The 24,983-nt window shown below is 41.9% G+C and carries 24 protein-coding genes; 15 read left to right on the top strand and 9 right to left on the bottom strand.

Going from position 1 to position 24,983, the window contains the following annotated elements; all coding sequences use genetic code 11:
* Positions 1-27 precede the first annotated feature (27 nt).
* The 8 genes from rsmG to rpmH form a co-directional block, all read right to left on the bottom strand.
* Positions 28-741, bottom strand: a complete 714-nt coding sequence (gene rsmG / locus RTR76_RS00670; protein ID WP_312515401.1) for a 16S rRNA (guanine(527)-N(7))-methyltransferase RsmG — start codon at positions 739-741, stop codon at positions 28-30.
* Entirely contained in the window at positions 741-2,618 is a 1,878-nt protein-coding gene (mnmG, locus tag RTR76_RS00675) for a tRNA uridine-5-carboxymethylaminomethyl(34) synthesis enzyme MnmG (protein ID WP_312515404.1), read from the bottom strand. The genes rsmG and mnmG overlap by 1 nt, the downstream gene beginning before the upstream one ends.
* A 31-nt stretch (positions 2,619-2,649) precedes the next feature.
* Positions 2,650-4,035 carry a tRNA uridine-5-carboxymethylaminomethyl(34) synthesis GTPase MnmE gene (gene mnmE, locus RTR76_RS00680; protein ID WP_312515407.1) on the bottom strand — a complete coding sequence of 462 codons (1,386 nt, stop codon included), beginning with the start codon at positions 4,033-4,035 and terminating at the stop codon, positions 2,650-2,652.
* A 115-nt stretch (positions 4,036-4,150) separates the two neighbouring features.
* Positions 4,151-4,774 (bottom strand): RNA-binding cell elongation regulator Jag/EloR, encoded by a 624-nt coding sequence (jag, locus tag RTR76_RS00685; RefSeq protein ID WP_312515410.1) that lies wholly within the window; start codon positions 4,772-4,774, stop codon positions 4,151-4,153.
* Positions 4,775-4,778: 4 nt separating this feature from the next.
* Positions 4,779-5,405, bottom strand: a complete 627-nt coding sequence (locus RTR76_RS00690; RefSeq protein ID WP_312516152.1) for a YidC/Oxa1 family membrane protein insertase — start codon at positions 5,403-5,405, stop codon at positions 4,779-4,781.
* Between the two features lie 61 nt (positions 5,406-5,466).
* Complete coding sequence (yidD, locus tag RTR76_RS00695) at positions 5,467-5,676, bottom strand: membrane protein insertion efficiency factor YidD (protein ID WP_396144025.1); 210 nt, start codon at positions 5,674-5,676, stop codon at positions 5,467-5,469.
* A gap of 10 nt (positions 5,677-5,686) precedes the next feature.
* Positions 5,687-6,043, bottom strand: coding sequence for a ribonuclease P protein component (gene rnpA / locus RTR76_RS00700; protein ID WP_312515413.1), 357 nt, complete (start codon positions 6,041-6,043; stop codon positions 5,687-5,689).
* A 78-nt stretch (positions 6,044-6,121) separates the two neighbouring features.
* Positions 6,122-6,256 (bottom strand): 50S ribosomal protein L34, encoded by a 135-nt coding sequence (gene rpmH / locus RTR76_RS00705; protein ID WP_312515416.1) that lies wholly within the window; start codon positions 6,254-6,256, stop codon positions 6,122-6,124.
* 502 nt (positions 6,257-6,758) lie between these two features.
* Here rpmH and dnaA point away from each other — a divergent pair.
* The 7 genes from dnaA (at position 6,759) to gyrB (ending at position 13,991) form a co-directional block, all read left to right on the top strand.
* A complete protein-coding gene (dnaA, locus tag RTR76_RS00710) occupies positions 6,759-8,228 on the top strand; it encodes a chromosomal replication initiator protein DnaA (RefSeq protein ID WP_312515419.1) in 1,470 nt (489 codons plus the stop codon).
* Between the two features lie 241 nt (positions 8,229-8,469).
* A complete protein-coding gene (gene dnaN, locus RTR76_RS00715; protein WP_312515422.1) occupies positions 8,470-9,579 on the top strand; it encodes a DNA polymerase III subunit beta in 1,110 nt (369 codons plus the stop codon).
* A gap of 13 nt (positions 9,580-9,592) precedes the next feature.
* Entirely contained in the window at positions 9,593-9,808 is a 216-nt protein-coding gene (locus RTR76_RS00720) for an RNA-binding S4 domain-containing protein (protein ID WP_312515425.1), read from the top strand.
* Between the two features lie 10 nt (positions 9,809-9,818).
* Positions 9,819-10,928 carry a DNA replication/repair protein RecF gene (recF, locus tag RTR76_RS00725; RefSeq protein ID WP_312515428.1) on the top strand — a complete coding sequence of 370 codons (1,110 nt, stop codon included), beginning with the start codon at positions 9,819-9,821 and terminating at the stop codon, positions 10,926-10,928.
* 5 nt (positions 10,929-10,933) lie between these two features.
* On the top strand, positions 10,934-11,791 hold the full coding sequence (locus RTR76_RS00730) for a DUF721 domain-containing protein (protein WP_312515431.1): 858 nt from the start codon (positions 10,934-10,936) through the stop codon (positions 11,789-11,791).
* The gene (gene remB, locus RTR76_RS00735) at positions 11,769-12,026 is read left to right on the top strand and encodes an extracellular matrix regulator RemB (RefSeq protein WP_312515433.1); all 258 of its coding nucleotides are present in this window, start codon (positions 11,769-11,771) and stop codon (positions 12,024-12,026) included. The genes RTR76_RS00730 and remB overlap by 23 nt, the downstream gene beginning before the upstream one ends.
* Before the next feature lie 45 nt (positions 12,027-12,071).
* Complete coding sequence (gyrB, locus tag RTR76_RS00740; protein ID WP_312515436.1) at positions 12,072-13,991, top strand: DNA topoisomerase (ATP-hydrolyzing) subunit B; 1,920 nt, start codon at positions 12,072-12,074, stop codon at positions 13,989-13,991.
* Between the two features lie 44 nt (positions 13,992-14,035).
* Here gyrB and RTR76_RS00745 read toward each other — a convergent pair whose 3' ends face one another.
* A complete protein-coding gene (locus RTR76_RS00745; RefSeq protein ID WP_312515439.1) occupies positions 14,036-14,713 on the bottom strand; it encodes an N-acetylmuramoyl-L-alanine amidase in 678 nt (225 codons plus the stop codon).
* Positions 14,714-14,787: 74 nt separating this feature from the next.
* Between RTR76_RS00745 and RTR76_RS00750 the strand changes: the two genes are divergently transcribed.
* From RTR76_RS00750 to gudD, 8 genes are all read left to right on the top strand, one after another.
* A complete protein-coding gene (locus RTR76_RS00750) occupies positions 14,788-15,390 on the top strand; it encodes a DedA family protein (RefSeq protein ID WP_312515442.1) in 603 nt (200 codons plus the stop codon).
* Between the two features lie 47 nt (positions 15,391-15,437).
* Positions 15,438-17,066 carry a polysaccharide biosynthesis protein gene (locus RTR76_RS00755; protein WP_312515445.1) on the top strand — a complete coding sequence of 543 codons (1,629 nt, stop codon included), beginning with the start codon at positions 15,438-15,440 and terminating at the stop codon, positions 17,064-17,066.
* 90 nt (positions 17,067-17,156) lie between these two features.
* Positions 17,157-18,566, top strand: coding sequence for an MFS transporter (locus RTR76_RS00760; RefSeq protein ID WP_312515448.1), 1,410 nt, complete (start codon positions 17,157-17,159; stop codon positions 18,564-18,566).
* A gap of 288 nt (positions 18,567-18,854) precedes the next feature.
* Positions 18,855-19,619: an IclR family transcriptional regulator gene (locus RTR76_RS00765; protein WP_312515451.1), complete on the top strand. Its 765-nt coding sequence runs from the start codon at positions 18,855-18,857 to the stop codon at positions 19,617-19,619.
* Between the two features lie 210 nt (positions 19,620-19,829).
* Complete coding sequence (gene dapA / locus RTR76_RS00770) at positions 19,830-20,747, top strand: 4-hydroxy-tetrahydrodipicolinate synthase (protein WP_312515454.1); 918 nt, start codon at positions 19,830-19,832, stop codon at positions 20,745-20,747.
* 88 nt (positions 20,748-20,835) lie between these two features.
* On the top strand, positions 20,836-22,185 hold the full coding sequence (locus RTR76_RS00775; protein ID WP_312515457.1) for an MFS transporter: 1,350 nt from the start codon (positions 20,836-20,838) through the stop codon (positions 22,183-22,185).
* Between the two features lie 26 nt (positions 22,186-22,211).
* On the top strand, positions 22,212-23,615 hold the full coding sequence (locus tag RTR76_RS00780; protein ID WP_312515460.1) for an enolase C-terminal domain-like protein: 1,404 nt from the start codon (positions 22,212-22,214) through the stop codon (positions 23,613-23,615).
* Between the two features lie 15 nt (positions 23,616-23,630).
* Positions 23,631-24,977 carry a glucarate dehydratase gene (gene gudD, locus RTR76_RS00785; RefSeq protein WP_312515465.1) on the top strand — a complete coding sequence of 449 codons (1,347 nt, stop codon included), beginning with the start codon at positions 23,631-23,633 and terminating at the stop codon, positions 24,975-24,977.
* Positions 24,978-24,983: the final 6 nt, after the last annotated feature.

Below are 24,983 nucleotides of genomic sequence, written 5' to 3' on the forward strand. Positions count from 1 at the left end.
CGGCATAAAATTGGGAATTTCCTCTAATTAAAGCGGCTTTTTTTCTGGAGTTCCCGGCTTACGGGGATATACGCCAGGTGTAGGTTTCTCTTTACGAATATAAATCACTGCCCTTTTATCATCAAGACCAGGCAGTTTGACCGGCTGGGTCTTGATTAATTTGCCGCCTAATACACGAATTGCCTGTTGAGCTTCTTTTACTTCTTCTTCATATTGCGCCCCTTTTAAAGCAATAAAGCAGCCGCCAGGAGCAACAAAAGGCAAACATAACTCACTCAATACGTTTAGTCTTGCTACAGCACGTGACAAAGCCACATCAAACTTATCACGCAGTTCTCTTTTACGAGCTCCCTCTTCTGCCCGTGCATGTACAACAGTTACATCAGTTAAGCCTAACTCTGCTATCACACACTGCAAAAACGTTAACCGTTTATTTAAAGAGTCAACTAGGGTAAGCTGCAAATCAGGGCGAAAAATCTTTAGCGGGATGCCTGGGAATCCGGCACCTGTACCTACATCCACCATCTTAGCATTCTGAGCAAAAAAAGCGGTGTCATAGCAAGATAAAGAATCAATCATATGCTTAACCGCAACTTCCTGAGGTTCAGTAATAGCTGTTAAATTCATTTTTTCATTCCACTCGACTAAAAGCTGGTAATACCGGTTAAAAGCACTCAATTGCTCTTCACTCAATTCGATGCCATAATCAATGGCTGCCTGACGTAAATATGGAGTGAACACTAGCTGTTCTCCTTTCGCCGGTGCTGCTCAAGAAAAATCATTAGTATCGATACGTCTGCCGGTGATACACCTGAAATACGACCGGCCTGACCGATAGAACGGGGCTTAATCTTAGTGAGCTTTTGACGTGCTTCCAGTGCAAGTCCCTGAATCTGCATATAATCAATATCTTCAGGCAGCAGCTTCGTCTCCAGTTTTTGCGCCCGGTCTACTTGATCAATTTGTTTTTTTATATAACCTTCATACTTAATAACAATTTCAATCTGTTCTTTTACAGCTGCCGGTAAATCGGGCATTTCAAACTTACTCTGCAGCAAGTCATAAGATAGCTCGGTACGTCGCAGTAAATCATATAAATTCATTCCAGTCCTGAGTTCAGACGAACCCAGTTCCGATAATTTGCTCTGATTCTCAACTGTGGGTGTAATCATTTTTTCTTTTAAATAAACAAGTGTTTCATCAATAGCTTTCTTCTTGTCACTAAAACACTGATATCTTTCATCATTGACCAGCCCAACATTGCGGCCCATTTCCGTAAGACGCAGATCAGCATTATCCTGCCTGAGAATTAACCTGTATTCAGCACGGGAAGTCATGATACGATAAGGTTCAGTCGTGCCCTTCGTAACAAGGTCATCAATTAGCACGCCAATATACGCATCTGCACGTGATAATACAAACGGCTCTCTATCAGCTACAACTAAAGCAGCATTAATACCAGCTACCAGTCCCTGAGCAGCTGCTTCTTCATACCCGGAAGTCCCGTTGGCCTGGCCTGCAGAAAACAATCCCTTAACAGCCTTAAATTCCAGTGTTGACTTCAATTGAGTCGGATCAATGCAATCATATTCAATCGCATAACCAGGTCGCATAATTTTTACATTCTCCAGCCCTGGTATGGTTCTGAGAAACGCATATTGTACATCAATAGGAAGGCTGGTAGACATGCCTTGTACGTACATTTCATTTGTATGCCGACCTTCAGGCTCAATAAAGAGCTGATGATTCTTTTTATCGGCAAAACGAACGACTTTATCTTCGATTGACGGGCAATAGCGAGGACCGGTACCTTCAATAATTCCAGTATACATTGGCGCCCTGTGCAAATTAGCCCTGATAATCTCATGAGTGTCTTCATTCGTATAAGTAAGCCAGCAGGGAATCTGTTCCCTTGTAGCAATTTCAGACATAAAAGAAAAATTGTGGACTTCCTTATCACCTGGTTGAATACTCATTTTGGTAAAATCGACTGTACGCTGGTCAACGCGGGCAGGAGTACCTGTCTTAAACCGCATTAAGGTTATCCCCAGCTCTTTGAGTGACTCTGATAATTTTTCAGCAGCCCTTTGTCCATTAGGGCCTCCGGTATATACAGCCTCACCGATAATAATTTTACCCCGTAAATAAGTTCCCGTTGCCAAAATAACACTCTTGCAGCGATATATTTCGCCCAGTTCCGTTGCAATCCCGATAACACAATTATCCTCAACCAGAATTTTCTCGACCATTAATTGCTTAACATCCAAATTATCCTGGTTTTCCAGCGTTTCTTTCATTAAATGCTGATAGAACCATTTATCTGCCTGTGCCCGTAAGGCATGAACAGCTGGTCCCTTACCCGTATTCAGCATCCGTACTTGTATACAGGTCTGATCGGTGTTAATCCCCATCTGCCCGCCTAATGCATCAATCTCACGTACCAAATGACCTTTAGCCGGTCCTCCGACAGCAGGATTGCAAGGCATTAAAGCAATATTGTCCATATTCAGCGTAATCAAGAGTGTCTTACAACCCATGCGGGCTGGTGCCAATGCAGCCTCACAGCCGGAATGACCAGCGCCCACAACAATAACATCATACGTATCTACAGTAAACATGACATCCACCTACATTCATGAACATATTCAGTTACTTGCCAATACAAAAGCGGGAAAATATTTGATCAAGCAAATCTTCCCCTGCCGTATCACCAGTAATTTCACCGAGTTTTTCCCAGGCAGCCCGTAAATCAACCACGATACAATCTGGCGGCATATTCATAGCAATTGTACTTCTTGCTTCTTCCAGGTGCTGATATGCTTGCCTCAATAAAGCGACGTGCCGGACATTCGTGACATAAGCCCCTTCACTCTGGGTTACTTGTCCACTGTATACACGCTCAACAATAGCCTCTTCCAGCGCATCCATACCTGAGCCGTCCTGAACAGATATACGCAACAACTGATATTCCTTACTATACTGCAAAATTGCAGACATATCCAGTTTTTGTGGTAAATCAGTTTTATTGATTAATACCAATGCTTGACGGCCGGCAAGCAGTTCCAATACCTGTTTATCCTCTTCCGACAAAGGAGACGAGCTATCGAGCAGCAGCAAAATAAGATCTGCTTTATCAACAAACTCACGGGCTCGCTGAACTCCCAGCTGTTCTACGATATCTTCTGTTTCGCGGATACCGGCAGTATCAACAATTTTGAGCGGGATGCCCCGGATATTCACATACTCTTCAATAATATCACGGGTAGTACCAGGGATATCGGTGACGATCGCTCTTTTCTCACGAAGCAGTGCATTTAACAGACTAGACTTGCCCACATTAGGTTTGCCGATAATAACCGTTTGCAGGCCTTCTCGTAAAATTCGTCCTGTTTGAGCTGTCGCCAGCAAATGGTCAAGCTTAGCTAACAGCGGAATAATCTGATCATCTACCTGCTGTGAAGTAACCTCTTCAATGTCATCTTCCGGAAAATCAATTGCCGCTTCCAGATGAGCAATCATTTCCAAGGCAGAATCACGAATAGTGTGAATTACCTCTGATAACTGACCTGATAAATGATTCACTGCCAACTTTAAGGAAGCATCTGTTTTTGCCCTAATGATATCAATAACAGCTTCCGCTTGTGTCAAATCGAGACGGCCATTTAAAAACGCTCTTTTGGTAAATTCACCCGGCTCAGCCAGGCGAGCCCCAAGCTTAAGAGTAAGCTCCAGTATTTTTCTAAGAGGTACCGGTCCACCATGACAGTGAATTTCCACAACATCTTCTCTTGTATATGACCGGGGAGCTTTCATGACAAGCAATAGTACTTCATCAACTGTAAACCCTGCATCAGGATCGATAATAGATCCATAATAAATACGGTGGCTGTCTACCATGGTGGCTTTTAAGCCATTACTGCCAAGAAACAATTTATCCGCAATAGCTACTGACTCAGGGCCACTTAAGCGAATAATCCCGATACCACCTTCACCGATAGCAGTTGCTACTGCACTGATCGTATCATCCTGAAACATTTGACCACCTCATTTATACATTCCCACAAACTTTATTTGGTAAGATCAAAAACCCAGTAATTTTCATTACTGGGTTTTACTATCAGACTATTCTAGTCTTTAGCATGCGCAGAAATCATCTTTTTAACGCAATAACAACTTTACGGAAAGGATCTTCCCCTTCACTAAAAGTAGCGATGCGTTGATCATTTTGCAAAGCCATGTGAATGATCTTACGCTCATGAGAGCTCATGGGCTCAAGAATTACTTTTTCACCCCGCCGTTTTACCTTATCAGCTAAACGGAGAGCCAATTGAGTTAATGTATCAGCACGACGTTTACGATAATCCTCAACATCAAGCAAAACGCGAACCCTTTCCAAAGAGTCCCGGTTTGCTGCTAAATTAACCAAATACTGAAGAGCGTCCAGCGTCTGTCCATGTTTGCCAATCAGCACGCCCAAATCATTACCGCGCAAATTGAACAGCACATGATCATCAGTAGTTATTTTTTCTACTGAGACAGAAATCTTCATGGTAGTAAAAATTTGCTTTAAAAAATCATTGGCTACTTCTACCGGATCAATTTTTCTGGCAGTAACACGCACCTTAGCCTGACGGCCACCGATAAAACCAAATAATGCTTTAGCAGGCTGTTCTAAAACTTCTACATCAACCTGTTCCGGTTTTAATCCTAATTCCTTTAATGCCTGCTCTACCGCTTCATCAATCGATTTTGCTGATTTTTCCACGACATTCATGGATTTAGCGAGCCTCCCCTACAGTTTCAGCCGGTTTACGGTACATCCACCACTGTTGGGCAATTTGGAATAAGTTTGAAATAACCCAGTACAATACTAATCCACCTGGGAAAGTCAAACTAATATAGCCAATAAACAGCGGCATAAAAATCATCATCATTTTATTCTGCTGCGAGTTATCGGTCATAGTTTGTTTCTGTTGCACATAGGTAGTTGCAGCAGACAGGACAGGTAATATGTACGTCGGATCAGGTTGAGCTAAATTTGACATCCACAAGAAGCTTTGAAACTGTTCTTCATAATGAAAGTCACGAATAGCAAAAAATATAGCAATTAAGAAAGGCATTTGAACGATAAGCGGCAAACAGCCTGAGAGTGGATTAACGCCAGCATCCTTATAAAGTGCAGCCATTTCTTTTTGCAGCTTTTCAGGATTACCTTTGTATTTCTCCTGCATCTCTTTCATTTTAGGCTGCAGATCCTGCATCGCCTTCATAGACTTAACTTGTTTTACTGTTAGCGGATAGAGAATCATCTTTATCGCAATAGTCAAAAGAATTATGGCAATACCATAGCTTGGCACACCGACCGACTTAGTTAACCCATAAAAAAAGGTCAAGGCCGACTGCATTATTCCGCTTAAAAAATCCAAAAAATATCACTCCTCTTAAAGGTAGAGACAACTTACTATATTAAACAGGGTCATAACCTCCGGGATGAAAAGGATGGCAACGGAGAATCCTCTTGATTGCCAGTACAGTTCCCCTGGCGGCCCCGTGCTTTTCCACTGCCAATAATGCATACTCGGAACAAGTAGGAACAAAGCGGCAGGACGGTGGTTTGAGAGGAGAAATAAACTTACGATAAAAAACGATCATTATTAGAATACACTTTTTAATCATATGTCTTCCTCTACTTACTGAGTACACGCGCCTTGCCAAACAAATCAAGCAACGCTTTATGCGCCGCCTGGTAATTGGCGGCTACCATTCCCTGCCGGCCAACAAAAACCAGATCAACTCCTTCAGCAAGCTGATCCTGATTATGACGATAAACTTCTTTCATTAGTCGCTTAACCCGGTTGCGCACTACTGCGCCGCCGAGCTTCTTACCGGCAACGAAACCTGCACGCCGACGGCCAGCAGTATTTTTAGGCTGCGACAGCACATAAAGTACTGCCAGCCGATTAGCATACGATTTACCAGACCGGTAGACAGTTTGAAAATTTCTATTCTTTCGTAACACACTTTGTTTCGAAAATTTGTACATGCAACAATCATCCTGCCCTATAAGATAGCAAGAACTTCTTGCGCCAAATGGAAAAAATAGGCCACACCGGGCGGCCTACTATGCGGACAGTTTTTTTCTGCCTCTGGCACGTCTTTTTTTAAGGACCAGGCGGCCACCTATAGTTTTCATGCGTTCACGGAAACCATGGGTTCTTTTTTTCCAAAGATTATTCGGTTGATAAGTACGTTTCATCTATTTACACCTCCTTGCGGGTAAAACGCGTATTTTCCCATCTTAATGAGATTTTCATTTTAACTACTAAAATTATAGACGAGATGCCGTAGAGTGTCAAGAAAATTGAGGCTTGCCCTTGTGGATAATTTTGTCTGTTCCTGTTGGTAATCTGTCATATTTCGAAAATATCTGTTGATAACTTGGAGTACATTTGTTAATATAAAAAGTACCGACATATCCACAGATACGATAATAACCTCAATGTTATTTACAGGTAATGCAAAGGATATCCACAAAAATCAATTGTTATACACAGACTTATCCACAATTCTACATAATTAAGAGGTCTGGAGAATACAAGTGTGCGGTACTTCCGCCTCACTGTTGTATTTTTTTTTCGCCTAAACACCTCAATTAAGATCAAAGTTATGCACACCTGTTAATAACAATGTGGATAACTTATGTTTTCTTGTTATTGCAACTTTTTATAAATAATGACCTCCATGGAAAGGGATGACGGATGAAAACTTCTCATTTAGCAGCCGTTTGGGAACAGGTTTTACATTTAACACAAAAAGAAATCAACCATAGCTTATGGGAGACTTGGATCAAGTCTTCTATTATGCCATTGTCGCTGACGGAAACGACAATGGAAATTGGTGTTCCTAAAGAGTTTGTAAAAACATGGATTGAAAAAACCTATGCCCCGCTTATTCAGAATGCTCTTTTCTCCATTTTGAACAAACAGGTTGTAGTTGTAGTAGTCAATTTGAATATCCCTGATGCTGTTGATAATGCTCCTGACATTAAGCAGGAGTTTATTCCGCCTGCTCCTATGCCCGTTAAAGCGGAACCTGCTCCTTATGACACCGAATCTGACATTATTAATGACTCTTCCGCCATCATTACCCCAAATACGGCCAATCACTTAAAGCCAGTTACCAATAATGAAGAGTTCTCCACAATTCTTAACCCCAAATATACCTTTGAAAGCTTTGTTATCGGCAACTCTAACCGCTTTGCTCACGCAGCTTCCTTGGCGGTAGCCGAAGTGCCAGCCAAAGTTTATAATCCCTTCTTTTTGTATGGCGGCGTTGGTCTTGGTAAAACCCATCTTATGCATGCCATTGGTCACCGGATTGTGCAGACTCATCCTCATTTAAAAGTTTTATATATTTCCAGTGAGAAATTTACAAACGACCTTATTAATGCCATCCGCGATGGAAATCCAGAAAGTTTCCGTCAAAAATACCGTAATATTGATGTATTACTGGTGGATGACATCCAATTCTTAACAAAAAAAGAACGAACTCAGGAAGAATTCTTCCATACCTTCAATACCCTCCATGAGGCAAATAAGCAAATTATTATTTCTAGTGACCGTCCACCGAAGGAAATTCAAACATTGGAAGACCGGCTGCGCTCCCGCTTTGAGTGGGGCTTAATTACCGACGTTAAACCTCCTGACCTGGAAACAAGAATTGCAATTCTACGAAAAAAAGCAATGGTTGAGCAATTAAATGTCCCCAATGATGTGATGGTTTATATTGCCAGCCGTATCGATAATAACATTCGTGAATTAGAAGGCGCATTAATCAGAGTTATGGCCTATGCCTCTCTTAACAACATGCCCATTGATATGAATTTAGCAACAGAAGCATTAAAAGACATTTTCCCCAATGGCAAACCCCGCCAAATTACCCTTGAAACGGTTCAAGAAGTTGTATGCTCCTACTTTAAATTAAAAATGGATGAGCTTCTCGCAAAAAAGAGAACCCGCAATGTTGCCTATCCACGACAAATTGCCATGTATTTATGCCGCGAGATGACAGAATCCTCACTCCCTCGCATCGGTGAAGTCTTTGGAGGCCGTGATCACACCACCGTTATTCATGCTCATGACAAAATTGCCAAAGAACGAAATGAAGATGCCAAATTAAGCAATACCATCAAGGAATTAATTAAGCGCATCGAAAACAACGGTGCATAAAGCTGTTAATAACTACCCTTGAAACTTGTCAACCAACTGTGTATAACTTTATACCCAAAATATCCTGTTAATATGTGTATAACTACTACTATGCTTATTGACAGGTTATCAACAGGCTCGTCCAGCATTCGACAAGTGATTTATCCACTTTTACACATATCGACAGGCCCTACTACTATTACGACTATCTTATTACTATATGCAACTTCTCGTAATCATATAACCGTTAGGAGGAAAAAAAATGAAAATAACCTGCACAAAAGAACAATTACACCATGCAGTTCAAATTGTTCAAAAAGCTGTTGCCACTAAAACTCCATCCCCCATCTTAACTGGAATCTTTCTCTGTGCCGAAGGTAATCAATTGCAGCTACAGGCAACTGATTATGAAATAGGCATTAAATGTACGATTGACGCACAGGTGGAAGAGCCAGGCTCGATTGTTTTGTCAGGTCGTTATTTTCAGGAAATGGTACGCCGTCTGCCTGGCGATCATATACAAATTGCTACAAGTCAGGAAGACCGGACAATCAAAATCACCTCTAACTTTGCTCAATTTAATCTGCTAAGCTTACCAGCTGAAGAATTCCCTGTACTAAAACCACTCTCTGATGAAAATGTTCTTACTGTAAAAGATAATGTCCTAAAAGATCTCATCAAAAAAACTGTTTTTGCCTGCGCAGCTGATGAAGCCCGCCCTATTTTTACAGGAGGCTTACTAGAGGCTGACACGGACGGAATCCGTATGGTAGCGACAAATACTCACCGGCTGGCATTAAAAAGAGATAATTTGGACAATAATGATAAGAATATCCGTATGATCATTCCATCTAAAATACTATCCGAGCTTGCCAGACTGCTAACCTCTGAAATACCGGTTGATGTTAATATTTATTGGCATCGCAATCAAGTAGCTTTTGAGTTTGAACATGTTTATATCATTTCGAGGCTGATTGAAGGCCAGTTTCCGGACTATAATAAGGTTATTCCGGCAAGCTTCGCTACTAACATAACGGTAAAATCCTCTGAATTTATGGATGCTGTCGAACGTGTTTCCCTTTTAGCTCGCGATTCGGACTACAATGTTATTAAATTTAGCTTTAAAGAAGATTCAGTAACAATTACGTCGAATAATCCCGATATCGGTAAGGCAACTGAAACTGTTCCTTCCCACATGGATGGTAATGAGCTGGATATTGCCTTTAATGCAAAATATGTTGCAGATATTCTAAAAAATATTAACAGTGAGAAATTGGTTTTTTCGTTAAATACTCCCCTAAGCCCAGCTTGCATAAAACCAATTGATGATCAGAACTATACGTATGTAATAACACCTGTACGCACAAGTTAAGGAGTGCATAATTATGCAAGAAATAATTATTAATACACAACTCATTCAATTAGACCAACTACTAAAATGGGAAGGGATAATTGAAACTGGCGGACAGGTACGTCCTATGCTTGATGACGGTTTAATTTTAGTAAACGGACAGCTTGCGACGGAACGGCGAAAAAAAATCCACCCTGGCGATACGGTGGAAATTAAAGGTGTGGGGATATGGAAGATAGTCGCCGAATGATGGTGTTTCCATGAGAGTAACCGCAATTAGTCTCAGGCACTTTCGAAATTATCAGCATTTGGATTTATCTTTTGAAAACAACATTACAATATTCAGCGGTAATAATGCCCAAGGTAAAACTAATTTGCTTGAAGCTATCTATATTGCTGCAGTAGGGCGATCACACCGTACTTCAGTAGATGCGGAATTAATTAACTGGCAGCAGGACGGTGCTAATGTAGGAATCGTTTTTGTACGGAAGGACGTCGAAAATTCTGTATCAATCCGCTTTACACGCAACCAAAATAAGTCTATATCCCTAAACAGCCATCCTATTAAAACAAGAGACTTAATAGGTAATTTAACAGCTGTTCTGTTTTCACCAGAAGATCTAACTTTAGTAAAAGGAGCTCCGGCGCTTAGGCGTCGGTTTCTTGACATAGAGATATCGCAAACCAGCCGCTCTTATTATCAGCAGTTGCTTCAGTACAACCGCATTTTACAACAGCGCAACAACTTACTGAAACAAATCCGTGAACGCAGGGCTCAAGCTGATTTGCTTGAAACGTGGGATAAGCAGTTGGCAGCAGGAGCCGCTGCTCTCGTCATAAAACGCAAAGCTGCTCTAAAGAAAGTGGCAATGCTAGCCAGTTTGATGCACCGTAAAATAACAGATAGTCAGGAAAACTTATCAATAGTTTATTACCAGCCTTATTTCAATGAAAAATCAGATAATGAAAAGGATATTTTTTCAGAGGAATGGTATTTACAGAAGCTTCAACAGGCCAGGACTATTGATTTTGCCCGGGGGATTACTACGATTGGTCCTCACCGGGATGATCTTGTTTTAGCTGTGAATGGAATTAATCTTAGGACATATGGATCTCAAGGACAGCAGCGTACCGGTGTCTTGGCACTTAAGCTGGCTGAACTTGAGTTTATTAAATCCGAGTCTGGTGAGTATCCAATCCTGCTGCTCGACGATGTAATGAGTGAGCTTGATGGCCACCGAAGAGATCAATTGCTCAATTTTATAAAAGATCGCATTCAAACGTTTATAACAGCAACTGATGAAGAGTTGTTTCATCAGCCTAAGTTTGCAGCATTTTTCCGGATTAATCAGGGTCAAGTAATGAGGTGACAGCTATGAACTCTGTCGGAGTGGTTGTACCGCAAACCATTGCCAGTTTGGGGCTTATGAAAAAGTATCAGGCACAATGCGCCATCTTATTCTGGCGAACTATTGTTGGTGATGAAATTGCCAGTCATTCTAAGGCGCAGCGGCTTGAAAGAGGAGTATTGACCGTAACTGTCAGTAATTCCGTATGGACCCATCATTTATTTTTGCTAAAACAGGACTTAATTGGTAAAATTAATACATATATAGGGCAAAATGTTATTACAGATATTCGGTTTGTCGCAGGAAATTCACATAGAGGAACGAATGAAGAAAATACCGGTACTGCTGAATCTCCACCTCTATACGTGAAACTAAGAGCAATTCGCCTGGAAAAGGCGGAAGTAACCGAAGCACGTAAGCTGGTAGAAGATGTTACAGATCCGGTATTGCAAAAAAAACTACTTACAATGATGTATAAAAATGCAGCATTGAAGAAGCTAAGAAAAAACGAAGGCTGGAAGGAGTGCCGTCATTGTGGGGTACTTTGTCCACCAGATGATCTTTATTGCGCAGCTTGTTTAATTGAGCAGAAAAAAGAAAACCTTTCGGCTGTTCGCAAAATGCTCAGACAAGCTCCCTGGCAGAATTACAATGAGTTTAATCAGTGTCTGCCCTGCTCTTTCTCCGACTATTTAACTGCTAAACAATATTTAATGAATAACCTGATTCAGGATATTCGCTTAGGACAGGCAGATGAAAATGATGAAGCGGCGTTAGCAATGCTAACAACCGGTTTGTCTCCAGTTGATCTAACTGATGATATGATTAAAAACCAGACTGCTAAATTCAGGAGGAAGAGCCATGTTTCTACACCTCGGGGCTGATAAAGTCATTCCCCTTAGAGATGTTATTGCGATAACTGATCTTAAAAGCAGCCCTTCTAAAATTAACGATGAATTTATTCATACGATGCAGGAAGAGAGTATGATTGTAGATGTATCGGAAGGTAATGCAAAAAGCTTTGTGATTACTGACAAGATTGTCTATCTTTCTGCCATATCATCACCCACACTGAAGAAAAGATCAGGATATATAGCAGAACTGGATGATGAAGAGTAAGCTTGATGGAAACTTTTTGTTGTATTTTTTTTTGGAGGTTACTGAATGAGCGAGAATGATACTACTGTAAATGGCAATTATGGTGCCCAGCAAATACAAGTTCTGGAAGGTTTGGAGGCCGTTCGCAAGCGTCCTGGGATGTATATTGGAAGCACATCGGCCCGAGGGCTTCACCATTTGGTCTATGAAGTCGTCGACAACAGCATTGACGAGGCTTTGGCCGGATATTGCACCCAGGTGGATGTGATCATTCATCAAGATAATAGTATCACGGTCATTGATAATGGACGCGGCATTCCGGTAGGGATGCATGAAACAGGCAAACCGGCGCTTGAAGTTGTATTGACAATTCTTCATGCCGGAGGAAAGTTTGGCGGCGAAGGCTATAAAGTATCCGGCGGTCTGCATGGTGTAGGCGTATCAGTTGTAAATGCCCTTAGCGAGTGGCTGGAAGCGGAAGTAAAGCTCAATGGTAAAATTTATCATATGCGTTTTGAAAGAGGCATAACAGTAAAACAGCTGCAAGAAATAGGACAAGTACCTAGCAATGAAACCGGGACTAAAATAACTTTTAAACCGGATGCTGAAATATTTGAAGAAACTGTTTATCATTTTGAAACCTTGAAAAATCGTATTAGAGAGTTAGCTTTCTTAAATAAAGGAATATTTATCAGTCTAACTGACGAACGTGACAGTGAGCGGGAAGAGTTTCATTATGAAGGTGGTATTATCTCTTTTGTTGAATTTTTAAATGAAACAAAAGAGGCTGTACATGCTAAACCTATCTACCTGGAAGGTTCAAAAGATACGACTGTCGCTGAAGTTGCTTTGCAATATAACGATGGGTACAGTGAAAACGTCTATTCTTTTGTCAACAATATTAATACCCAGGAAGGCGGTACTCACTTAAGCGGTTTTAAAACTGCAGTAACCCGTGCAATTAATGATTTTGGACGTAAATATAACGTCATTAAGGAAAATGACGAAAATTTAAGTGGTGACGATGTGCGGGAGGGTTTGACTGCCGTTATCAGCGTTAAACTTAGAGAGCCGCAATTTGAAGGACAGACCAAAACAAAATTAGGTAACAGTGAAGTCCGGGGAATTATTGATACCATTGTATCAGAGGGGCTTAATGAGTTTTTTGAAGAAAATCCTGCTGTTACAAAAAAAATAATTGAAAAAGCGGTTATGGCATCTCGTGCCCGTGAAGCAGCCCGCAAAGCACGGGAGCTGACCCGACGTAAAAATGCCCTTGAAATTAGCTCACTGCCGGGTAAATTAGCGGACTGCTCAGTAAAAGATCCGGAGCAGGCAGAAATCTATTTAGTCGAAGGTGACAGTGCCGGCGGCAGTGCTAAGCAAGGCCGTGATCGCCGCTTTCAGGCTATTTTACCGCTGCGTGGTAAAATTTTAAATGTTGAAAAGGCTCGTCTTGATAAAATCTTGAATAACGAAGAAATCAGATCAATGGTCACTGCTTTTGGCAGCGGCATCGGTGAAGATTTTGACTTGGAAAAAGGCCGGTACTGGAAGATTATTATCATGACTGATGCCGATGTAGATGGTGCTCATATCCGTACTCTTTTGCTGACCTTTTTCTATCGTTATATGCAGCCTCTTATCACTGCAGGTCGAGTATATATTGCTCAACCGCCACTGTATTTAGTCAAAAAGGGCCGCGAAAGCTGGTATTTGTATAGTGATACCGAATTGGATCAGCTGCTCACCCGTATCGGTCGTGATAATGTAAATGTACAGCGTTACAAAGGACTGGGTGAAATGAATCCTGAACAATTATGGGAAACTACCATGAATCCGGAAGCCCGTACGATTCTTAGGGTTGAATTAGAGGAAGCAGTAGAAGCAGATAAAATCTTTTCTACGCTCATGGGAGATAAAGTAGAACCGCGGCGCCGCTTTATTGAAGATCATGCTAAAGAAGTCAGGAATTTGGATATTTAATTTTATATAGAAATGGTGGCACTTTTGTAGTGCCATCATTTTTGTTACTGATAATATTTACAAATACCTAAGGCAATGGTTTCTGCAAGTTTATGTTGATAAGCTTCGGTCTGTAATAACCGTCGCTCATCCGGATTAGTAATATAGCCGATTTCAATCAGTACAGCCGGTATTTTATTACGTCGCAATACAAAGTAATTACCGGGATTAGCTGCTTCAGGTGTATGTGTGATAGTATGAAGCTCGGTTTGAATAGCATTTGCCAAGAGCTTTCCCTGTTCCGATTTAGCATAATAGAATACTTCAGCCCCATGTCGTTTGGCATTGCCAACCGCATTCGCATGAATACTGATAAAAATATCGGCATCCGATTCTTCCGCTAGTTCAACGCGAGCAGCCAAATCACGATGGTAGCGTCCCTTTACTTTTTCATCGTCACATTCTGTGCTCAGCTCAATATCTGTTTGGCGTGATAGAATGACCTTGGCGCCGTTGTGATTCAATATCGTTTTTAGCTGTAAGGTTACTGCAAGATTGATATCCTTTTCCACAATACCAGGTCGGTTTGCTCCTGTATCAACTCCACCATGACCGGCATCAACAATAATAACTTTATCTGCCAGCTGTGGAGATGACTCATTTGCAAATAATAAATTTGCTAAGAGGACAAACGGTACTAAAAAGAAACTAAAATAACGTCTTCCGATGTAAATCATTCGCATATAGCACACCTCGCATAGATAAATATATGCATGGTGAACTAAGATAACTATTGAATTTCTTGGAGGCTGCTACCTTGGAGCAATTCTTTCAAATAATTGTTGATTATATTGAGCAGTGGGGCTATTTAGCTATTTGTATTGGCATGGCCTTAGAAAGTGCCTGTATTCCGGTACCAAGTGAAATCATATTTGGTTTTGCGGGTTATATGGTCTATCTTGGAAAGCTAGATTTTACAACAGCGGCTGTTGCCGGTGTTGCCGGGGGGTTAATTGGCTCTGTTATTGCTTATTTGGTTGGTTTTTGGGGTGGACAGCCTTTTGTATCGGCTTACGGGAAATATATATTATTATCTGCCAGCCATGTAAGCCTTGCACAAAATTGGTTTGACAAATATGGGTTAAGAGCAGTTTTTTTTAGTCGTCTGCTGCCGGTAGTGAGGACATTTATTTCTTTACCAGCAGGCTTTGCCGGTGTTAACTTTAGTCGGTTTATTATTTATACGGTATTGGGGTCCATACCCTGGACAATAGGTTTACTTTATGCCGGCCAATTACTCGGTGAGAATTGGCAGCTAGTCAATACAATCGGTCACAGAGCGGGACTCATTGTACTTATCTGCCTTATAGGAGTCTTTCTTTATTACTATCGAAAAAGATATAACCAGACTAATTCCTGATAATCCGTAATGTAGTATTTATGTGAAGGGATGAGTAGCGGTGGTTTATGGTTAATCAAAGAAATAATAATAATAATACGGGCAGCTTTCTAAAAGGAACGCTGGTATTAACCATTGCCGGAATGGTTGTTAAAGTAATTGGTTCTTTGAATTGGATTATTCTTTCCCGTGTATTGGGAGGAGAAGGGATTGGCTTATATCAAATGGCCTTTCCCATTTATTTGCTTGCGTTGAGTTTATCTTCAGCCGGCATACCGGTGGCAATTTCTATTATTACAGCTGAAAAAATTGCTTTGCAGGATTACCGGGGAGCTAACCGTGTATTTACAGCTTCGCTGGCATTATTGACATTATCAGGATTAGTACTGAGTATAGCAGTATATTTCGGAGCTGGCTGGCTGATCGAAGAGGGAGTTATAAGGGACGCCAGGGCTTATCCGGCTATTCTTGCACTTGCACCGGCCATTTTTCTTGTCACATTATTATCAAGCTTCCGAGGGTATTTACAGGGCTGGCAGATGATGACACCGACGGCAGTATCACAAATTGTGGAACAAATATTCCGTGTGGCAACAATGGTATTGTTTGCTGCACTATTACTGCCTAAAGGAATTGAATATGCAGCGGGTGGTGCAAGCCTGGGTGCGGGATTTGGAGCTGCTGCAGGGCTGCTTGTGCTGATTTATTATTATGTCCGGCTGCAACGCAGCGTCTCCGTTGATAAGTTAAACAAAAATAGGAAACCTTTGGAGAGTAATACAAGCCTGATTCGCCGTATGGTGTATCTGGCATTGCCGGTATCGTTGTCAAGTCTTATGCTGCCTTTGGTTTCTAATCTTGATCTCTTTATTGTACCGCTTCGACTGGAAGAGGCAGGATATACGGTAAAGGAAGCCACAGAGCATTTTGGTTATTTAACCGGTATGGCAGTACCTCTTGTTAATCTTGCCACTCTCATTACGGCCGCTTTAGCAACAGCTTTGGTTCCTGCTATGGCAACAGCAGGAACGTCCGAAAATAAACAAATGATCAAACAAAAAATAGGCTCTGCTATCCGGTTGACGAATTTAGTAACCATACCGGCTGCAGCCGGCCTGGCAATTGTGGCTACGCCGCTTGCCACTGCCGTCTACCATGCGCCGCAGGCAGGTGCAGTCATTGAGGTTGTAGCAGTCGGTGTATATATGCTGGGAATTCATCAAGTAACTACCGGTATATTACAGGGAATGGGATATACGGCCTTGCCGCTTATTAATATGGGAATTGCTGCAATTGTAAAAGTAGCATTAAATTGGAATCTGGTAGCGATTCCTTCTCTCGGCATTTTAGGGGCAGGCTGGGCTACAAATGCCGATTTTGGCGTGGCAGCTATGCTTAATTTATTCTTTGTTTACCGGTATAGTCAATTTACTATTACAATCACCAGCCTAGTAAAAATTGTTACTGCGACTGCTGTAATGGGAATTACGCTCTACGCAGCAAATGAATATTTGATTCAGCATATGAGTGCTCTGCTGGCAATTTGCGCCGATATTAGTATAGCTATTTTTGTCTACGGGGTAATTTTATTGCTGGTAGGAGAACTAACTGAGCAGGATATACTTAGGATACCACTTGTTGGAACAGGACTGGCGAGAATGTTTTTATTGTGCGGTCTCTTAAAAAGATCGTCATAGCCAATTAAAAGATGAAATCCCTTAACGTATAGAATTTGAGGTAAAGCAAAACCTTAAGAGAGGAAGTTAATACGTTATTGGGAGAACATAATGAAACTAATCATTGGGATTGTTTTTACTGCCAGCTTTTTTTCCATTTTAAACTCCGGAATGGTCAATGTAGCATTACCGACTATTATGAATGAATTTGGTGTGGATTTTCAGTATTCTACCTGGCTTTATTCGGGCTATATGCTGCCATATGCGGTAGCGATGCCCGTTTTTGGCCGGCTTGGAGATATATATGGACAGAAAAGAATATTTTTAATCGGTGTATTGATCTTCTCAATCGGTTCCTTGCTGTGTTCGCTGGCAGCAGGGTTTTGGCTGCTGCTAGCCTTTCGAGCTGTTCAGGCAATAGGAGCGGCGGCAATTATGCCGAATGCAATGGTCTTGATTACCAGCCCTTTTGATGTAACGATGCGGGCTAAAGTATTAGGTTGGTGGGGAATGGTTTCATCAACAGGATCCTTGATTGGGCCGACGCTAGGCGGCGTGCTGACCGAACACGTAGGCTGGCATAGTATATTTTATGTCAATGTGCCGTTTGCAGTAGCTGTAATTTTACTAGGGATAAAATACATTCCTGTCATAAAAACTGTTGAAGAAAAACCGGAATTTGATAAACTTGGCGCCGTGTTCTTAATTGTATCTATGGTATCCCTCATGCTGGCAATTACATTGATGAAGGAAATTAGTCTTTATTTTAGTCAGATTTTGCTGCTTCTGGGGGTATTCTTATGTTTTTTAGTTTTCTTCATATGGTGGGAGAAAAAACAAAAATATCCTCTTGTGTCAATTGAGCTTTTTCGCAACATCCCTTTTTCAGCTACTATTACTACAAGCTTTATTCAGAGTATGGCCATGTTTGGCGGCTTGCTGCTTATTCCGATGTATTTACAAAAGGTGCATGATTTTTCGCCTACCTATTCGGGGATACTTATTCTGCCAATGTCACTGGCGATGATGGTTATGGCCCCTTTGATGGGAAATGTATCGACAGAAAAGAAGAGGCAAAACTATGCTTTTAAAGGCATGATCGTATTAGTAGTTGGGTTAGGTATATTTTCAACACTAAAGTTTGAGAGCCGGTATCTAATATTGGCAGCCGCTCTGGTGACGACTGGCATCGGCCTTGGTATATCGGGCACTCCGCTGTCGACGAGTGTGATTAATTTGGTATCCCGCGAGCAAACAGGAGTCGCTTCGGGTATTTTTAACATGATGCGCTTTTTAGGTGGTGTAGTTGGATCGACGATTTTTGGTGTATATCTGCAAAATAGAATTAGCTATCATAGTGTAGGAAGTGATCTATCTTTGCCAGGTATGCAGCAAATTGTGATGACTGAATCATTCCATGATGTATATATTCTGGCCATGATCTTTGCAAGCTTCGGCGTAATAACCGCTTTAGGAATGAGAGTCAAGGAAAAAGAAACAGTTAAAGGCGGAAATAAGTAACTATGTCATTTCTAAAAAATGATGGAAGAAGCTGCCGTCGTGTAAAATTACGCATAAATCATATAAAAAGACGAATTTGTAGTAAATTAAGAAAGTCTTACTCCTCCAATCGTATTCGGGAGTATAGCGTCTATCCTGATGCAATTGACGGTATAAGGGAAGAAGTGTCGGTAGTACACCCTATCAGAACAGAGGGAAAAGAAGAGCAGGATTAGAGGTTGAATTTTACATAGCAATAATCTATAATTAAAAATAAAATTTCACTATGTAAAATTAAGGTGATAATTTATGAATAAAGAGCTACTGAATAATAGTATTGTTAAGGCAATAACTATCATAAATTGTTTTTCAAATGAAAAACCCCGGCTGCGTTTAAAAGATATCAGTAGTTTAACGGGAATTAACCAACCTACGGCTTATCGTCTTCTTACGACAATGAAAGAATTTAATCTCATTGAGCAAAATGACAGCATTTACTCTTTGGGAAGAGCTTTTCTTAAATACCAGGGAATAGTCATTAATTCTATGACTATCAGGCAGGTTTGCCTTCCGTTTATTGAAGAATTATCAACGAATTTAAAAGTCAATGTTAATCTTGCTGTGCTTGATGAAAATGAAGTAGTGTATGTTGCTCGTGCTGAGACGCCTTACTGTATGTACGGGTATTTTCATATTGGCATGAGAAGGCCTATTTATTGTACGGCATTAGGAAAGGTTTTAATCAGCAGGCAGCCGGAAAAAGTGCAGGATATTTTTAAACGTGGTGTCCGCCGTTATACTCTTAATACGATTACAAGCGCTGCCGAGTATGATAAAGAGCTTGAGAATGTCAGACTGCAGGGCTATGCACTAGATCTTGAAGAATGGGCAAATGGCGTAAATTGCATTGCAGTGCCTGTATATGGTCCGGCGGAGGAAATTGTAGCTGGTATTAGTATTTCCGGGCCAACAAGTCACCATAGTGTAGAAGAGCTTAAAGAAATGATTCCTTTTTTATTGGAATGTGCTAATCGTCTATCAACGCGGTTAGGCTCAAGTAATGGTACTTTTTAAAGAGAAAACATAAGATGTAAACTTATAAGGACTTGACCTTTTAATTTGGTCAAGTCCTTTTTTAGTTCGCTCAATAGTTATCAGAATAATTAAAATAAAAATATAAATATGAAGGAATATTTTAAAAAATAAAGAATAATTATCAATATATAAAATATCATTTCAATATATGAAATAATATAATCAAAAATGAAAAAGGAGAAGGATGCTTTGAAAACAGCTACAGGTAAAAAGAACGGTTTTAAGCCTTATGGCATAATTCCGGCAGTAATTACGCCTCTAACCGGAGAGGGAAAGTTCAATGAAAAAGCCATGAGAAAGTTGATTAATTATTTAATTGATGGTGGTACTCATGGATTATTTGTTGTAGGTACTACCGGTGAGTTTTATGGATTGTCTGCTGAAGAAAAGCGGGAAATATTTCAGGTTACAATGGATGAAACCAAAGGGAGGGTACCGGTTTATGCAGGAACAAACGGTATTACTACCCGTGAAAGTGTCCTGCTTACGCAAATGGCGGAAACATGCGGTGTAGATGCCGTCTCCGTGCTGACGCCGATGTTTATCACGCCAAACCAGGATCAGCTGATTGGACATTTTAAAAGTATTGCTGCCAGTACTTCCTTGCCAATTGTACTTTATAATAATCCCCCCAAGACCGGAGTTAATCTGACGGCGCCGACAGTAGCCAAACTGGCTGAGATTTCAAATATCGTCAGTATTAAAGACTCTAGTGGAGATTTAACATTAACGGCTGAATATATTCGTTTAACCAAAGAGAGAGATGATTTTTCTGTACTTGTTGGACGGGATACGCTTATCTACGGAGCACTTTGCTATGGTGCAGCAGGCTCTATAGCATCTTGTGGTAATGTGGCACCAAGGCTGTGTGCTGATATTTATGACAAATATATGGCTGGTGATCTTAAGGGGGCTCTTGAAGCCCAGCTTACTTTAGCGCCCTTGCGTCTTGCTTTCACAATCGGTACTTTCCCGGCTGTTATTAAAGAGGCACTTGAACAATTAGGGATTGAAGCAGGACCGTGCATGGATCCGGTAGGGCCAATGACTAATGAGGAGCGCGATAAGGTTCGTCAGGTTTTGCTGGAGATGGGATTACTGAAATAACAATTTCATAGTGAGATCAGTTGGCAAGAGAAGAATAAAGAAAGGATAAAAGTGGAGTGGTTATTGACCATTCCATAAGGTGATTTACATGGATAATAAAAATTTGGCCGTCACGAATTCTGCCATTCCCCTAGAAAAAAAGACAAATGTCCGTTGGATCGTCGTAGCTGTATTATTCTTTATTACTGTGATTAATTACGCTGATCGTGCCACTATTTCCATTGCTGGTCCGGCAATTGCGAAAGAATTGAAAATGGACGCCATAGCAATGGGGTATATTTTTTCTGCTTTCGGCTGGGCCTATGTTATTTGCCAGCTGCCGGGCGGTTGGTTACTAGATAAGTTCGGTTCCAAAAAAGTATATGCCCTCAGTATTTTCCTATGGTCAGTTTTCACATTATTCCAGGGGCTTGTCGGATTTTTAACGGGCGCTACAGCTATTATAACGTTATTTTGTTTACGGTTTTTGGTCGGAGCTGCCGAGGCCCCTTCCTTCCCGGCTAATAGCAGGATTGTTGCTGCCTGGTTTCCTGCTTCGGAGCGCGGTACTGCATCAGCGATTTTCAACTCTGCCCAATATGCGGCTACAGTAATTTTTGCACCGATTATGGGCTGGCTTGTCCATAATTTTGGCTGGCATCATGTTTTTACTGTCATGGGTGTACTGGGGATTCTTTTCGTACTGGTTTGGCAGAAGTACATTCATAACCCCAAAGAACATCCTATGATTAATGAGGCCGAAGTACAGTATATTGAGCAAGGCGGCGCTTTGGTCAATATGGATCAGGACAACAAAGCAGGCAGCAAGCAGGAAGGACCTAACCTGCACTATATAAAAGAGCTGCTTCGCAATCGCATGATGGTAGGTATTTATGTTGCCCAATATTGCATCAATGCGCTTACGTACTTTTTTATTACCTGGTTTCCTGTTTATCTCGTACAAGCCAGAGGTATGACCATTCTCAAAGCCGGTTTTGCTGCATCAGTACCAGCTATATTTGGCTTTGCCGGTGGAGTTTTAGGTGGAATTATCTCTGATTATCTGCTAAAAAAAGGCTATTCCTTATCAGTTGCCAGAAAGGTACCTATTGTACTGGGCATGTTGTTATCCATGAGCATGATCATTTGTAACTATGTAGATACGCAGTGGATGATTGTTGCAATTATGGCGATGTCCTTCTTTGGAAAGGGAATTGGTGCTCTGGGCTGGGCAGTTAACTCTGATACGGCTCCGAAGCAAATTGCAGGCTTAAGTGGCGGCTTATTAAACACTTGCGGCAATTTATCCAGCATTACCACACCAATTGCCATTGGGTATATTGTTGGAACAACTGGCTCCTTCAACGGAGCATTAATCTATGTCGGTATTCATGCTTTCCTGGCAATGGCGAGTTATCTATTTATTGTGGGAGAGATTAAACGGGTTGAGCTTAAATAATAACAGGGTAAGGAGGTTTCCAGCATATGAGTAAACAAGAAGTTAGTACACCATCAGGAACACCGGTTGTTGTCCAAATGCAAGTCATTCCCGTAGCGGGACATGACAGCATGTTATTTAATCTGTGTGGAGCTCATGCTCCCTATTTCACCCGTAATATCGTCATATTAAAAGATAATGCAGGCCGTACCGGTGTTGGCGAGGTGCCGGGAGGTGAAGGTATAAGGCAGACGCTGGTAAAAGCGCAAACCTTAGTTATTGGCCAATCGATAGGCCTGTACAATAACATCTTGAATACCATTAGAAAGCAATTATTAAGCCCCAATACAAACGGTCCCCAAGCCACTGTTCATAAAGTAACGTCAGAAGCAGAAGCAGCAGTCTTAAAACAGCCCCATGAAATTAATCTGCGTACAGATAATGTTCTTACGGCAATTGAAGCAGCCCTGCTTGATCTCTTAGGCCAGTTTCTGGGAGTACCTGTTGCTGCTCTGCTGGGCAGTGGGCAGCAGCGTGATGCTGTTAGAATGTTAGGGTATCTATTCTATATTGGAGACCAGCGTAAAACTGATCTACCGTATCTTCGTAACCTTACTGCCAAAGATGACTGGCTGCGTCTGCGTCACGAAGAAGCCGTTACTCCTGCAGCCATTGTCCGCCTTGCCGAGGCGGCAAGTGAACGATACGGTTTTAAGGACTTCAAACTGAAAGGAGGAGTGATGAATGGTACTGAAGAAATGGAAGCGGTTACTGCACTTGCCAACCGTTTTCCTGATGCCCGTATTACCATTGATCCTAATGGTGCCTGGTCATTAGAAGAAGCTATTAAGCTATGCCGCAATCAGGGACATGTATTGGCTTATGCGGAAGATCCCTGCGGTCCGGAGAATGGCTACTCAGGACGTGAAATTATGGCAGAATTCCGGCGGGCAACAGGAATACCTACAGCAACTAATATGATTGCAACCGATTGGCGCCAATTGGGCCATTCAGTAAACCTTCACTCGGTAGATATTCCTCTGGCTGATCCGCATTTCTGGACGATGCAGGGATCGGTACGGGTTGCCCAGCTGTGTCACGAATGGGGATTAACCTGGGGATCCCATTCTAATAATCATTTTGACATCTCTCTTGCTATGTTTACGCACGTCGCGGCTGCCGCTCCAGGCAATATCACCGCTATTGATACCCATTGGATATGGCAGGAGGACCAGGAACATTTAACAAAAGAACCTTTTAAAATTGTCGGCGGCATGGTAGAAGTTCCTCAGAAACCAGGTCTTGGGGTGGAAATTGATATGGACCAAATTGAAAAGGCCCATCAACTGTATAATAAGGTCGGAACAGGTGCCCGTGATGACGCCATGGCTATGCAGTGCTTGCTTCCGGGATGGAAGTATGACAGTAAAGCTCCGTGCTTTGTACGTTAAGGAGGAGGAGAGTAAATGAGCCGGACAAATTCAGTGAGTACACCAATTATTACAGAAATGCTTGTCATTCCTGTTGCAGGATATGATAGCATGCTGCTTAATCTCAGTGGTGCCCATAGTCCCTTCTTTACAAGAAATATTGTGATTATGAAAGATAATTCCGGTCATACCGGTGTTGGCGAAGTACCTGGCGGTGAGATGATTCGCCAGACGCTGGAAGACGCAAAGATGTTGGTTGTTAGCCAAAGTATTGGTACGTATAATAATATTCTTAATACAGTGAGGCAGCGTTTTGCTGACCGGGACTCTGGTGGACGGGGCCTGCAAACTTTCGATTTACGCATCACTATTCATGCTGTAACGGCTTTGGAAGCTGCTTTGCTGGATTTGTTAGGACAATTCCTAGGCGTGCCAGTAGCTGCATTACTTGGTACAGGGCAGCAGCGTAAAGAAGTAGAAATGCTGGGATATCTGTTTTATGTGGGAGATCGTAAGAAAACAGATCTGCCTTATTTGAGCGCTTCCGATGCTAAGGATGGCTGGCTGCGTCTTCGCCACGAAGAGGCGCTAACTTCTCAGGAAGTTGTGAGGCTTGCAGAAGCAGCTCATGACCGTTACGGCTTTAATGACTTTAAATTGAAGGGCGGCGTGTTAAGCGGTGAGGCGGAAATAGCTGCAGTTACAGCTTTAGCCAAGCGTTTCCCCGATGCCCGGATTACCATTGATCCTAATGGTGCGTGGTCTCTGGAAGAGGCTATCAGTCTTTGCCGCAATCAGCATCATGTGCTGGCTTATGCGGAAGATCCCTGCGGGGCAGAGAATGGCTACTCAGGAAGAGAAGTGATGGCTGAGTTTAGACGGGCAACCGGCCTTCCTACAGCTACTAATATGATTGCTACTGACTGGCGCCAGATGGGTCATACCATTCAGCTGCATTCTGTAGATATTCCATTGGCTGATCCTCACTTCTGGACAATGCAAGGTTCGGTACGTGTTGCTCAAATGTGTCACGAATGGGGTTTGACGTGGGGATCGCATTCTAACAATCACTTTGATATTTCTTTGGCAATGTTTACTCACGTTGGGGCTGCAGCACCAGGCAAAATTGCGGCCTTAGATACCCATTGGATATGGCAGGAAGGCCAGGAACGACTGACGAGAGAGCCTTTTAAAATTATCGGCGGTATGGTGACTGTTCCTGACAAGCCTGGTTTAGGCGTGGAAATCGATATGGACCAAGTGGAGAAAGCCCATCAGGTTTATCATAAAATGGGATTAGGTGCCCGAAATGATGCCACGGCCATGCAATACTTAATTCCTAACTGGAAGTTTGACAACAAACGGCCCTGCCTGGTGCGTTAGTTATTT

This window comes from Anaerospora sp., assembly GCF_032013335.1.
GTDB lineage: Bacteria > Bacillota > Negativicutes > Sporomusales > DSM-15969 > Anaerospora.